The organism is Frankia nepalensis, assembly GCF_016786325.1.
Lineage (GTDB): Bacteria > Actinomycetota > Actinomycetes > Frankiales > Frankiaceae > Pseudofrankia > Pseudofrankia nepalensis.
Genome location: NZ_JADWYU010000100.1, coordinates 55,964 through 69,351 on the forward strand (window position 1 = coordinate 55,964; position 13,388 = coordinate 69,351).

10 protein-coding genes are annotated in these 13,388 nt (G+C 73.1%); 9 read left to right on the forward strand and 1 reads right to left on the reverse strand.

The genetic code is table 11. The features are described 5' to 3' along the window. Nucleotides 1-2 precede the first annotated feature (2 nt). From I6A81_RS10950 to I6A81_RS10970, 5 genes are all read left to right on the forward strand, one after another. Complete coding sequence (locus I6A81_RS10950) at nucleotides 3-428, forward strand: DUF6112 family protein (RefSeq protein WP_203008061.1); 426 nt, start codon at nucleotides 3-5, stop codon at nucleotides 426-428. Between the two features lie 69 nt (nucleotides 429-497). Further along, nucleotides 498-1,280 (forward strand): hypothetical protein, encoded by a 783-nt coding sequence (locus I6A81_RS10955; protein ID WP_238431128.1) that lies wholly within the window; start codon nucleotides 498-500, stop codon nucleotides 1,278-1,280. Next, entirely contained in the window at nucleotides 1,277-2,632 is a 1,356-nt protein-coding gene (locus tag I6A81_RS10960) for a hypothetical protein (protein WP_203010166.1), read from the forward strand. Before I6A81_RS10955 ends, I6A81_RS10960 begins: the two co-directional genes overlap by 4 nt. Before the next feature lie 148 nt (nucleotides 2,633-2,780). Then, nucleotides 2,781-4,283 carry an SCO6880 family protein gene (locus tag I6A81_RS10965; RefSeq protein WP_203007737.1) on the forward strand — a complete coding sequence of 501 codons (1,503 nt, stop codon included), beginning with the start codon at nucleotides 2,781-2,783 and terminating at the stop codon, nucleotides 4,281-4,283. After that, nucleotides 4,280-6,286: a conjugal transfer protein TraC gene (locus tag I6A81_RS10970; RefSeq protein ID WP_238431066.1), complete on the forward strand. Its 2,007-nt coding sequence runs from the start codon at nucleotides 4,280-4,282 to the stop codon at nucleotides 6,284-6,286. The genes I6A81_RS10965 and I6A81_RS10970 overlap by 4 nt, the downstream gene beginning before the upstream one ends. A gap of 24 nt (nucleotides 6,287-6,310) precedes the next feature. Here the strand turns inward: I6A81_RS10970 and I6A81_RS10975 are convergent, their stop codons facing one another. Continuing rightward, complete coding sequence (locus tag I6A81_RS10975; RefSeq protein ID WP_203007738.1) at nucleotides 6,311-7,120, reverse strand: nuclease-related domain-containing protein; 810 nt, start codon at nucleotides 7,118-7,120, stop codon at nucleotides 6,311-6,313. A 652-nt stretch (nucleotides 7,121-7,772) separates the two neighbouring features. Here I6A81_RS10975 and egtA point away from each other — a divergent pair. The 4 genes from egtA (at nucleotide 7,773) to egtD (ending at nucleotide 13,043) form a co-directional block, all read left to right on the forward strand. Then, complete coding sequence (gene egtA, locus I6A81_RS10980) at nucleotides 7,773-9,260, forward strand: ergothioneine biosynthesis glutamate--cysteine ligase EgtA (protein WP_307874582.1); 1,488 nt, start codon at nucleotides 7,773-7,775, stop codon at nucleotides 9,258-9,260. Between the two features lie 97 nt (nucleotides 9,261-9,357). Further along, nucleotides 9,358-10,923, forward strand: a complete 1,566-nt coding sequence (gene egtB, locus I6A81_RS10985; protein WP_203007847.1) for an ergothioneine biosynthesis protein EgtB — start codon at nucleotides 9,358-9,360, stop codon at nucleotides 10,921-10,923. Between the two features lie 5 nt (nucleotides 10,924-10,928). Then, a complete protein-coding gene (gene egtC, locus I6A81_RS10990) occupies nucleotides 10,929-11,855 on the forward strand; it encodes an ergothioneine biosynthesis protein EgtC (RefSeq protein WP_203007846.1) in 927 nt (308 codons plus the stop codon). A gap of 15 nt (nucleotides 11,856-11,870) precedes the next feature. Further along, a complete protein-coding gene (egtD, locus tag I6A81_RS10995) occupies nucleotides 11,871-13,043 on the forward strand; it encodes an L-histidine N(alpha)-methyltransferase (protein ID WP_203007845.1) in 1,173 nt (390 codons plus the stop codon). The last annotated feature ends 345 nt before the right edge of the window (nucleotides 13,044-13,388 follow it).

Genomic DNA, 13,388 nt, shown 5'->3' on the forward strand with positions numbered 1-13,388 from the left:
TGATGATCGTCGACACCGCGTCCGCGGGGGCGACCATGCTGCTCGCGGCGGTTGTAGTCAACCCGGAAGACTCCAAGGCACCTGGAATCAACGCCCTGAAAGACCTGGTCAACGGCCTGGCGGCCTATGCGGTCGTCGCCGCGGTGGCCGCCGTACTGCTCGGCGGCATGGCCTGGGCGCTCGGCGAGCGGATGGGCATGGACCGGGCGTCGTCCGTCGGTAAGAGCGGCGTGCTCGCCGGCTTCGGGCTTGCTTTCCTCGTCGGGGCCGCCGCCGCGCTCGTCAACTTCTTCCTCGCGACCGGCAGCACCGCCTCCTCCGGCACACCGGACTCCGGCACCGACACCAACGGCCAGCGACCGCCGGCCGTCGTCCAGCTGGTGGACCCTCCCGCCGGGGAACATGACGAACCTTCCGCATACTCCTGAGATGTTCTCCGGGTACCGGCGGGCCGGTATTGGGATGATGTCCCGGGAGACGGGGAGGGGGAGCGCGCGTTGGTCGACCTCATGGACTGGGCCACCAGACGGCTGATCCTTGTGATCGCCGTGACGGCGATCGTCATGCTTCCCGCGGGCGTTGGCATCGGCTGGGCACTCGCCTCCAGCGGGTCGTCGGCGAGCCCCACCCCGCAAGCCCAGGCGTCGCAGGCCTCGACACCGCCTTCGCCGACCCAGTCCACCGTGGCCGTGGTCCCCTCGCCGAGCGCCGACGGCGGTGACCATACCGCCGAACCGGCCGGTTCGCTGCCCGGCGCGCCGAGCCGCGTCAACGAGTTCGGAATACCGGTCGGCTACCCCCACACCCAGGCCGGCGCCATCAGTGCTTGCGGCAACTACGTCTCGGCCTACATGAACTCGGGAAACCGTGAACCTAGTCGGATTCGTGCAGTTTTAAACTCGATCTCAGCGGCGGACGTAGCTGAGAGGCTAAGTAAGGCCATTGGCGACGCGGATGCGAAGACGGCGCAGAACTTTGGAATCCCATCGATAAATTCCCCGCAAGCCGCCTTCAATCTTCGAGTTGTGGGCTACCGCGTGCAAGATTTCGCAAGCAATAAGGCTTTAATCCAGATCTGGGCCACCGGAAGTGTTGGTGTATACGAGGGGTCTCCTGACCTTTCTCCACAGGAAAACTGGGGGACTGACATATGCACGGTCACATGGAACGGAGAAGATTGGAAACTGGCTGACGCCGGAAATGGTCCCAACGGCCCGGTGCCAACAGAACGTGCTTCCGAACAGTTTCAGCGCTTCCTCCTGCAAGGAGCACCTGCGTGACCTCGTCCGACACGACACTCGCCGTTGGCTTTGACCCACTGTCCGGCATAAAGGACGCTCTCACCGGCGCGGTCTCTGGCACGGCGGATGCCTTTCTGGACTCCATTGGGACCGCGTTCTGCAACATGGCGGCGGATCTGTCGGCGTCGGTGTTCAGCTTCGCGGCCCAGAAGACGGCCGTTGACCTGCGAGCCGACTACGTGGTCGAGAACTACAACATCGTGTTCGGTGTTTCGATCATGGTCGTGACCGGGCTCTTCATCTGCTCCTGTGTCGTCGGCGCGGTCCGCGGTGACCCGCACCTGTTCGCTCGGGCGGTGGCGTCGACCGGGACGGCGATTCTCGGGTCGTTCGTCGCATTGACCTTGCTGCAGATGGTGCTCACCGCATCCGATGGCGTGGCCGATGCATTCGGTAACGGAGAGCCACTGGGTGCGAGCCTGGTGGCGCAGCTGCGTGCCCTGCCGGAGCAAGGCAACTTCGCGCTCGACATGGTTTTGTCGCTGCTGGTCGCGTTGTTCTCGTTCGCGCTGTTCGTAGTGCTTTATATCCGGAAGGTCGCGATCATCGCCGTGGCGGTGTTCATCCCGCTCTACCTCGCGGGACAGCCGTCGATGTCGACCAGCACCTGGATGAAGCGGGCCACCGAGATGCTGGTCGCCCTTATCTTCGCCAAGCCGGTGATCTACGCGATCTTCACACTGGGTGCCGGCATGGCGAGCGACTCCACCGGCTCCGCGGCGGATCAGACGCTGACCATTCTTGGCGGAGTCGTGGTGATGATCGCGGCCGTGTTCTCACCGTTCCTGCTGATGCAGCTGTTCGGGTTCGCCGACGTGCACCTGATGCGCGCGGTCGGTGGCGCGGGCCGCCGCGGCGCGGCGTCGTTCGGTCAGGGCGCGGGCGCGCTGCTCGGTCACACCTCACGGGACACCTTCCGCGGCATCGGCGCCCGGCTGCAGACCCGTAACCGCGGCGTGCTCGACGCCGGCGCCGCGCTGCCCGCCGGCATCTCGGCCGGCGCCGGCTCGGCCCGGCCAACGGTCCGGGCCGCCCGCCCCGGCACCACCCGGCCCGGCGTGGCCGGCCGCCCGCGGATCGGCCGGCCGGCGGTGGCCACGGCCGGCGGCTCGGGCGTCGGCGCGGGTACCAGCGTGGTGCGTGGCGGCGCGGCCGCCGCGATCCCGGCCCGCTCCGCGGCGGGACGGGTCCCCGCGCGGGTCGGGACGGCCACTCGCGCAACCGCGCCCGCCGCCGGCACGTCCCACACTTCGGGGACGGGTGGCCCATCGGCGCGGGTGGCCCGCCCGCCGGTGACGCCGCCCACCCGCCCGCGGGTACCCGGCGGCTGAACCGCTCGCGAACCGGCCGACGGGTTGACGGTCGCCGCCCGTCGGGCAAGGCGGGACGCGGCCGGTCACCGGCCGGCCGGCGCGGCCGGCCGCGCCGGGCATTGAGTTGGCGTCGATAACCATCTAGGACCGCGTTGGAATAGAGGTCATGGTCGCGGAACGCAGCTACCGATTCGGCCCGCTCGAGCGGGGCGGCATCCTGCTCGGCCTACGCTGGCCGCAGCTCGGCCTCCTGGTCGGGGTGATGCTCTGCGTCCTTGGCGCGCTGCGCTCGCCGGTGCTGCTGGCACCGGCCTGGCTGCTGGTAGCAGCGGCGCTGGGCTTCGTCGCGTTCGTCCGGATCGAGGACCGTAATCTCGACCAGTGGGTGCCGATCCTGTTCGGCTACACGATGCAGAAGGTGACGGGCGAGACGGTGTTTCGCGGCGGGGTGTTCCGGCTGGGCCCGGACGAGGACCAGATCACCAGGACGGTGCTGCCCGGCCCGCTGTCCAGCCTGGTGATGCTCTCGGTTCCGGTGGGCAACGGCCGTTACGTGGCCGTCGTCAAGGACATCCGCAAGCAGACGTACACCGCGGTCCTGCAGGTGCAGGGCAGCCAGTTCGCGCTGCTGGAGTCCGGTGACCAGCAGGCCAGGGTGGACGCCTGGGGCGAGCTGCTGGCCGGGCTGACCGCCGGCGGTGGCCGGCTCGCCCGGATCCAGTGGCTGGAGCGCACCCTGCCGGACTCGGGCGACCAGCTTCAGCGGCACTGGCGGGTCGGGGGGCACCACGACGACTCCTGGGCGGCGCAGGCCTACCAGGAGGTCATCGACGCGGCCGGCCCCGTGGCCCAGCGGCACGAGACCTACCTGTCGTTCCAGCTGCGGGCCCGGGACGCCCGCCGGGCGATCCAGCGTGCCGGCGGCGGCGACCGGGCGGCGTGCGCGGTCCTGCTCGGCGAGCTGCGCACGATGGAGGCGGCGCTGGCGCGGGCGCAGATCAGCACGGTCGGCTGGCTGCCGCCGCGGGCGCTGGCGGCGGTCATCCGTACCACCTATGACCCGTACTCGGTCGACATGATCGACGCCCGTGGCGGCGCGTCCACCGACCTCGCCGGCGGCCTGAAGGGCCTGCCGTCCGGGATCGACCCGGCGGTCGCCGGTCCGGTGCGCGCCGTCGCGGCCTGGGACCACTACCGGACCGACTCCGGGTTCCACACGACCTACTGGATCAACGGCTGGCCGCGGGTCCCGTCGCCGGCGGCGTTCCTCGCGCCGTTGCTGATGGAGACGACCTGCCGCCGCACCGTCTCGCTGGTGGTCGAGCCGCTGCCGGGCCGCAAGGCGGAGAAGGCGGTCAACCGGCGCCGGATGGCCCATCTCGGGGAGCAGCAGATGCGTGACAAGGTGGGCAAGGTGACGACGCAACGCGACGTCACCGAGGCGGACGAGGTGGAGCGGCGCGAGCAGGAGCTGGTCGCCGGGTTCGGCGCGTTCCGGTTCCACGGCTTCGTGACGGTCTCCGCCGACGATCTCGACAGTCTGGCCGATGCCTGCGGCGAGGCGGAGACGCTGGCCTCGCGCAGCCGGCTGGAGATGGTGCGCCTGGTCGGCGAGCAGGACCAGGGCTTCAACGTCAGCGCGTTGCCGCTCGCGGTGGGCGTCTCATGACGACCCCGGAGTCAGCCGGCCGGAGAAGCCCCGCCGTCGCCGAGAGCGGTCCCGTCGCCGGCCGCGAGGACCGGTACGCCGGGTACGACGACCAAGCCGAGTACGAGCAAGCTGAGTACGACGACCAAGCCGGGTACGACGACTACGAGTACGACGAACCCGGTGAGCCCGATCAGACCGGCGATTCCGACGGTTATGGCGACGGCTACCAGGACGGCGACGAGTACGCCGCCGACCGCGGCCGCGCCGGCCAGCTCGTGGGGCCGGTGGCCCGCGGGCCGGTGCGCGGTCCGGACTACGACCCCGGCCGGGACGCGACCGGCTATGTCGACCTCGGTGGCAACCCGCGCAAGCGGCGCCGGTCCACCAAGCGGGCGGCGAAGTCGGCCGCCGCGGCGGAGCGGGCCGAGCGGGTGGCGACGCGCCGTGCCCAGGCGGCGCTGCGCCGCGGCGCCCAGCCGCCCGCGCTGCGCGGCCCGTTCCGCGGCCAGACCTTCCACAAGCTGCGCCTACCGGCGCACATGGAGACGACGGCGCAGATCGCCGGGATCTACCCGTTCGTGGTCGACTCGGGCCTGGACGCACCCGGCATGTTCATCGGCCGGCACGTGTGGTCGGGCAACTCGTTCACGTTCGACGTCTTCGAGCTCTACCGTCAGCAGGTCATCGAGAACCCGAACTTCGCGGTTTTCGGCGCGGTCGGCTCTCGCAAGTCGTCGCTGTTGAAGACGCTGATGTCGCGCGGCGCCGCGTTTGGCTACCAGGCGGCGGTGCCCTGCGACCCGAAGGGCGAGTACACGAGGCTCGCGCGCCGGCTCGGCTGCGAGCCGACCTACATCGGCCCGGGCATGTCGACCCGGCTGAACCCGCTGGACGCGCCGCCCCGGCCGCGCGGGATCCACGACCACGACTGGGCGCGCGAGGTCAAGCGGGCCCGCTCGGCGCTGCTCGCCTCGCTGATCGAGACGGCGAAGGGCGTGCCGCTCACCCCGGCGGAGCACACCGCGATCGACCTGGCGCTCGACGTCGTCAGCCGGCAGGTCACCGGCGCCACCACGGACCGCTGGGCGACGCCGCTACTGCCGCAGGTGCTCGACGCGATGACGGAGCCCACCGAGGCGGACTGCGTCGGCCTGCCGATGACCGCGACCGAGCTGCGCGACGCCTCCCGGGACGCGACCCTCACCCTGCGCCGGCTCACCAACGGCGCGCTCGGCGGCCTGTTCGACGGGCCGACGACCTCGCCGCTCGACTTCGACAAGCCGATCGCCGTGCTGAACCTGGAGCGGGTGCAGGGCTCGGACGAGATGATCGCGCTGATCATGACCTGCGCGCAGGGCTGGATGGAAGCCGCTCTGATGCGCCAGGACGGCGTGCAGCGTTATGTGGTCTACGACGAGTGCTGGCGGCTGATGCGCTTCGCGGGGCTGGTCCGCCGGCTGTCGGCGCAGCAGAAGCTCGCCCGCCAGTGGGGCTGCGCGAACGCGATCGTGGCGCACCGGATCTCCGACCTGCTCTCCGCCTCTCCCGATTCGGTCGAGGTCGCCAAGGGCCTGCTGGCCGAGACCTCGACGCGGATCCTCTACAAGCAGGCCACCGACCAGGTGGCGGCAACCCAGCAGGCCCTCGGCCTGACCGACGTCGCCGCCGACCTGCTGCCCCGGCTCGACCCGGGGTTCGCCCTGTGGCTGATCGGCCAGCGGGCGTTCTACGTCGAGCACGTGGTCGGTGACATGGAGATCCCGGTCGTGCTGAACGGCTCGAAGATGCACGGCGAGGTGGACGACACCAACCTCACCCCCGAGGACCTCGACCCGGCCGAGCTGGACCCGCCCGGGATGGGGCCGGAGGACTTCGCCGGCGGCCGCTGGACCCCGCTCGGCGCGGCGGACGAGCCCGGGGCCATCGGCGCCGACGGTTTCGACGTCTCCATCGCCTACCGCGACGACGAGGAGCCGGACGGCACCACGGTCCGCGTCCCCCCGGGCCACCCGGCCTTCTAGCGCTGGACGGCTACCCCCGCGCGGTTATCCGGTCACGGACCGGGAGCGGCGGCGCAGGCCGCGCAGGCGGGACAGGGCCGACCAGCTCGGCGGTGGGACGGAGACCTCGTAGGCGGGCAGCACCCGCTCGGCGACGTCGACGAGCATCGCCACGTCCAGGGGGCGAAGCACGACCCCGGCGGACAGCACGTACTCGGCGACGCCGTCCGCCGGCAGCAGCAGCACGCCGTCGACGAGGGCGAGCCCGCCGGGCACCTCGGCGCGGGCGAACGCGAGCACGGTCTGCGCCTGCAGCTGCCAGCCCTCCGGCAGCTCGGCGAGCAGCGCCTGGCTCACCTGCTCGCCGGTCCAGGAGACCAGCCCCAGCCGGGCGCGCAGCGGTGCCTTGCCGGCCCAGATCCCGGCGCCGCTCTGGCGGACCGGCCCCCGGTGCGCGTCGGTCTCCACCACCCACACGCCGGAGGCGCCGATGATCAGATGGTCGATGTTGCCGGCCGAGTCGGCTGTGGACCGGTCATGCAGCACGGTGTAGCCGGCGCGGGCGAGCCGGTCGAGCGCCCGGGCGGCGCGCTTCTCGGCCGCCGCGTCCCGCCGCCAGGCCTCGATCTCCGGTGGGATTCGGTAGAACCGGGCGGCGGTGACCCCGAGGACGACCACGGCGACGGCGATGCCGGCGCGGGTAAGCGTCGCCGCGGACAGGCCGACGGCGAGTCCGAGCAGCACGACGACAGCCGCCGCGCCGAGCGCGGCCGCGCCGGCGCGCACCGCGGCACCCTTCCGCCGATCGTTGCGTTCCGCCGTGTACAGCGCCCTGCGTCGTTGGTACTCCGCCATGGCCGAACGACCCGGCGCCTCCCGCTCCAGCCCCCCGCTCAACCGTCACCACCTTCCGGCACCACGTAGGCCGACGGTTCCGCGATGCGCCGCCATCGGCAGTTTCCGCTCCGATGACCAGAAACCTCACGGTAAGCCAAGGACAACATACGCACTGCACGACGGTTGGCCAGCGGTCCCTCCCGCTTGCCCCGATTGGCCGGACCGGCCACCCATCCGGGCGATTGACCGCGCACCACCGGTTTATCCGCCCCGCACCGGGTGTATCGACGCGGGGGGTGAGTGGCGCGGCGCCGGGGCGGGTACCTGGGCGACCGGCGGGTAGCCGCGCTCGGAGCGTGGCCGCCCGGTGGAAGCGACCGTCCGCGGCGCCCAGCCGCCCAGACCAGCAGTCACCAGACAGGTAGCCAACGACAAGTAGCCGCCCAGACCAGAAGCCCTGGCGGACCAGCCGCCTCGGCGCGCGGGCCGTCGCGCCGGGAGTGGTGACCCAGCGCGCCCACCTGCCCCGTGCCCCGGAGGGCCGGCGGCGGCCCGGGAGGATTTGATGTCATCCCGTCCGACGACGTCACCATCCGCGTCACCCGCCACGTCACCATCCGCGTCACCATCCGTGTCACCCCGGTCCGCGCCGACCCGGGCGGCGCCACCCGTGGACCAGCCGCCGGTGGCGCGGGACACGCCGCGCTCCCTGGAGCCCGGCGCGCCTCCGGCGGCGTCGGCCCAGCCCGGCGGGCGACCGAGGTCGCCCGCCGGGCTGACCGTCGACGGCGTGCTGCGCTATGCCACCGAGTGCCTCCCCGCCCGCCCGGGGCCGCGCACCGTCGGGATCGAGACCGAGTGGCTGGTGGTCGACCAGGCCGCGAGTGACGCGCCGGTACCCCCGAGCCGCACGTCCGCGGCGCTGGCGGAGCTCACCGGCGCGCCCGACGCGACCGGCGCGACGCTGCCCGGGGGCAGCCGGCTTACCTTCGAGCCCGGCGGGCAGCTGGAGCTGTCCGGCCCGCCCGCGCCGCTGCCGGTGGCGCTGCGCCACCTGCGGGCCGACCTCGCCGACGTGCGCGCCACGCTGGCCGCCGCCGGCCTGGGACTGGCCGGGATGGGCCTCGACCCGTTGCGCCCCCCCGTTCGCTGGCTCGGTGACGACCGCTACGCCTCGATGGCCGAGTACTGGGTGGTCAGTGGCCACGACGCCGGAAAGATCATGATGTGCTCCAGCGCGTCGGTCCAGGTCAATCTCGACGCCGGTGCCGACCCGTCCGACGTCGTCCGCCGCTTCCGGCTCGCCCACCGGCTCCAGCCAGTGCTCACCGCGATGTTCGCCGCCTCTCCCGCGCGGCTGGGCGCGCTCACCGGGCTGTGCTCGGCGAGAACCCGGATGTGGCAGTCGCTCGACCCGACCAGGAGCCGTCGGGTCGGCCCGGCGTGGGTCGACGCGGCCGACCTGCCGGACCGGTGGGCCGAATATCTGCTGTCGGCCAGACTGATGATGATCCGCGCCGATGAGGCACCCTCGGCCGGCCGAGTCGGCGGTGGACACGACGACGGTGAACACGACCATGGTGGACACGACGACGGTGGGCGGCCGCTCGGCCAGGGTGACGACCACCTGGCCCCCGGCGGCGGGAAGCGCCTCGTCGCGGTACGCGACGGCTCCACGTTCGGCGACTGGCTGCGCGGCGCCGGGCCGGTGCGCCGCCCGCCCACGCTCGACGACCTGGCGCTGCACGCGACCACGGTGTTCCCGCCGGTCCGCCCGCGTGGCTGGCTGGAGATCCGCTACCTGGACGCGCAGCCCGACGACGGCTGGTTGGTCCCGGTCGCGGTCACCGCCGCGCTGCTCGACGACCCGGTCGCCGCCGCCGGTGCCCAGGTCGCCTGCTGCGACGCGGACGACGGGTGGATCGCGGCGAGCGTGCACGGGCCCCGCGACGACGCGCTGCGCCGCGCCGCGCTCACCTGCGTCGACCTCGCGCTCGACGGGCTCGCCCGGCTGGGGGTCGACGCCGACGTGCGCGCGGACGTCGCTCGTTTCCGCGACGAGTACCCGGCCCGTGGCCGCGCGCCGGCCGACCGGCTGGCCGAACGCTTCGCGCGGGTTGGCCCGGCCAGCCTGCTCCGTGAGCAGAGCCGGTCGTGACGCCAGGGCGGCGGTGGGCGCCGTCAGGCTCCGCCGCCGCTGCCCCATCCCCTCAGGCACCACCAGCAGCGTGGGAGGCAAACCGATGGAAGGGCGGATGGCGCGGCCGCCGGTGACGACGGCGGGCGTGACGTCAGGGACCGCGACAACTCAGACCGCGACAACCCGGACCGCGACGGAACCGGCGGTGCCGCCGGCCGTCGTGGAGGGGGCGGAGGGCTGGGCCGAGGAACTGGCCCGCGGCCGGCGGCGAACCCTGGCCTACACCGACCTGGACGACGATGACCTGCTGCGCCAGCATTCGCCGCTGATGTCCCCGCTGGTCTGGGACCTGGCGCACGTCGGGAACTACGAGGAGCTCTGGCTACTGCGGGCGCTTACCGGCGCCGACCCGCTGCTGCCCGGGATCGACGACCTGTATGACGCGTTCCGGCACCCGCGGGTCGACCGGCCGGCGCTGCCGCTGCTGCCCCCGGCCGAGGCGCGCGCCTACGTCGCCACCGTCCGGGCCCGCGTGCTCGACGCCCTGTCCGCCCTGGCGGCTCCATCCACGGACGACGTCTTCGAGGCGTTGACCCAAGGGAACCCGCCCACTGGCGAGATCGAGGGTCTCGACGCCCCGGCCGGGTCAGGGCAGCGCCACGGCGACCGGCCCGGCGCGTCCCGTGACCCACGCGCCCGGCTGCTCGAGGGCGGCTTCGTCTACGGAATGGTCATCCAGCACGAGCACCAGCACGACGAGACGATGCTCGCCACCCTGGCGCTGCGCGCCGGCCCGGCGGTGGTCGACGAGCCGGCCGCGCCGCCGCGGGGCCGGCCGCTGCCGGCCGGCGGTGAGGTCCTGGTGCCGGAAGGCACGTTCACGATGGGGACGAGCACCGACCCGTGGGCGTACGACAACGAGCGCCCGGCCCACCGGGTCGACGTGCCGGGCTTCTGGATCGGCCGGCTACCGGTGTCGAACCGGGAACACCTGGCGTTCGTCGAGGACGGCGGCTACGGCGACGAGCGGCTGTGGACGCCGGCCGGCTGGGCGTGGCGGTGCCGCGAGGCGCTGTCCGCCCCGCTGTTCTGGCGGCGCGACGGCGCGGGCGGCTGGCTGCGCCGTCGGTTCGGCCAGGACGAGCCGCTCCCACTCGACGAGCCGGTACAGCACGTCTGCTGGTATGAGGCGGCGGCGCACGCCCGCTGGGCCGGCCGGCGGTTGCCGACCGAGGCCGAGTGGGAGAAGACCGCCGCGTTCGATCCGGCGACCGGCCGGTCGCGTCGTTTCCCCTGGGGGGACGAGCCGCCAGGCCCGGAGCACGCGAACCTCGGGCACCGCGCGACCCGGCCGGCACCGCTCGGCGCCTTCCCGGCCGGCGCGAGCCCCTGCGGGGCCGAGCAGCTCATCGGCGACGTGTGGGAGTGGACGTCGACCGACCTCGCCGCCTACCCGGGGTTCGTCGCCTTCCCGTACCGGGAGTACAGCGAGGTCTTCTTCCGGCCACCGGCCGGCCGGTCCGGCCCCGCCGGCTGGGAAAGCGAGTTCCGCGGCTACAAGGTGCTGCGTGGTGGCTCGTGGGCGACCGACCCGCGCGCCACGCGGGCGACCTTCCGCAACTGGGACCACCCGATCCGTCGTCAGATCTTCGCCGGCTTCCGGCTCGCGAGGGACGCTTGACCACCATGTGCAGACACATTGCCTGGCTCGGCGCGGAGCGCTCCCTCGCCGAGCTGCTGGTCGCCCCACCGTTCGGCCTGCTGCGCCAGTCCTGGGAGCCACGCCGGCAGCGCCACGGCCGGTTCAACGCCGACGGGTTCGGTGTCGGCTGGTACGCGCCCACGATCCGGCCCGAGCCGGCCCGCTACCGGCGGGCCGTCCCGATGTGGACCGACGCGTCGTTCGCGTCGTTCGCCGGGGTGACGCGGTCCGGCTGCGTGCTGGCGGCGGTCCGTGACGCCACCGTCGGCATGCCGATCGAGGAGAGCGCGACCGCGCCGTTCACCGACGGGGAACTGCTCCTCAGCCACAACGGCCGGGTCGTCGACACCACCGTCCTCACGTCGCTGCTGGCCGGCCGGCCGGACGCGCCGGTGCCGGACTCGCGTTGCGACTCCGCGCTGCTCGCCGCGCTCGTCTGGGAGCGGACCCGGGCCGGGGTGGGGCTGGCGGAGGCGGTCGCCGAGGTGGTGACGACGGTCGGCGCCAAGGCGGCCGCCCGCGCCGCGGCCAGCGAGGCCGGCGCCGCGGGCGACGTGGCGCCCACCCGGCTCAACGTCCTCGTCACCGACGGCCGGCGGATCGTCGCCACGACCTGGAACGAGACGCTGTGGTACCGGCTCGGCCCGGCGGGCGTCCTGGTCGCCAGCGAGCCGGGCGACGACGCGCCGACCACGTCCGCGACTCCGGTGGCTCCGACGCCCGGCCGAGCGTCCGGCGGCGGTGCCCCCGCTGTGGACAGTCCGGCGCAATCCGGCGACGAACCCGAGGACACCCCCGGTCCCGACGTCTGGGTGGAAGTCCCGAACCACCATCTGCTGACAGCCGACACACACAAGATAACTCTAAGTAATTTGATCAGCGAGGACGGCTACCCTGTGTCCATCAACTGAACGGAAGGCGTCCGAATGACCTCGAGGACACCGATGTCGGGAGCGGACACCGTCCGGTCCCCGGCCGCGCGCACCCCCACCCCGGCGGACGTGGCAGCCATGGTGAAGGCGCGCGGCGGCATCACGATCGAACGGCACCTGACCGACGCGCAGCGGGCGGCGGCGCTGGCGGCGGACGTCCGCCGCGGCCTGACGGCCGTCCCGAAGGAGCTGCCGCCCACCTGGTTCTACGACGCCGCCGGCAGCATGCTCTTTGGGAAGATCACCGAGTTGCCGGAGTACTACCAGACCAGGGCCGAGCGGGCGATCCTGTCCGAGCGCGCCCCGGAGGTGGTCGCCGAGCTCGCCGCGGTCCTCGCCGGTGGGGTCGACACGTTCATCGAGCTGGGCTCGGGCATCTCCGACAAGACCCGCCTGCTGCTGGCCGCGCTCGCCGGCACCGGCCGGCTGCGCCGCTTCATCCCGTTCGACGTCGACGCCGAGGCCCTGGGCCGCGCCGGCGTCGCGGCGCGCGCCGCGCACCCCGGGCTCGCCGTGCATGCCGTCGTCGGCGACTTCCGCCAGCATCTCGGCCTGCTGCCCGCGCCGCGGACCTCCCAGCAGGCCACCGCCGGGGACCGGGCGGCCACCGGCACGCTGGTCGCGTTCCTCGGCGGCACCATCGGCAACCTGCGCCCGCCCGAGCGGACCGAGCTGCTCTCGGCGTTGCGCGACAGGGTCGGACCGCGGGAGCAGGGTGGGCCGCGAAGCGGACCAGGGGAGCACCCCGAGCCGGGAGCGGCGTTGCTGCTCGGTACCGATCTGCTCAAGGACCCGGCTCGCCTGGTCGCCGCCTACGACGACAGCGCCGGGGTCACCGCCGCGTTCAACCGCAACCTGCTCACCGTGCTCAACCGCGAGCTGGGCGGCGACTTCGACCTGCGCGGGTTCGCGCACGTCGCGGCCTGGGACCCCGAGAACCGCTGGATCGAGATGCGGCTGCGCTCGGTGCGCCCGCAGAAGGCCTACCTCGCCGCCCTCGACCTCACGGTCTCGTTCGAGGAGGGCGAGGAGGTCCGCACCGAGATCAGCGCGAAATTCGACCGACCGGCCGTCGAGCGTGACCTCGCCGCGGCCGGCTGGCGCCTGCACCGCTGGTGGACCGACCCGAACGAAGACTTCGCCCTCTCCCTCGCCCTAGCTCTGTAATTGGTTCGCTCCGTCCGGGCGCGGCGCTCCGGCCCCTTGCTCGCTGCGCTCCCAAGGGACCTCCGCGCCGCGTCCTCCTCCGCTCACGTGCGCTCCGGCGACCTCCGCTGCGGCCCACCCCCATCGCTTCGCTCGGGGGCGGGCCTCCGAGCAGGCACGCCTGCGCGCCGGGGGCCCAGTTACGTCGTCTGCCCCCGTCCGGACACAGGCACGCAGCCGGACCTCCACGCAGGCACGCCTGCGCGCCGGGGGCCCAGTTACGTCGTCCGCCCCCGTCCGGACACAGGCACGCAGCCGGACCTCCACGCAGGCACGCCTGCGCGCCGGGGGCCCAGTTACGTCGTC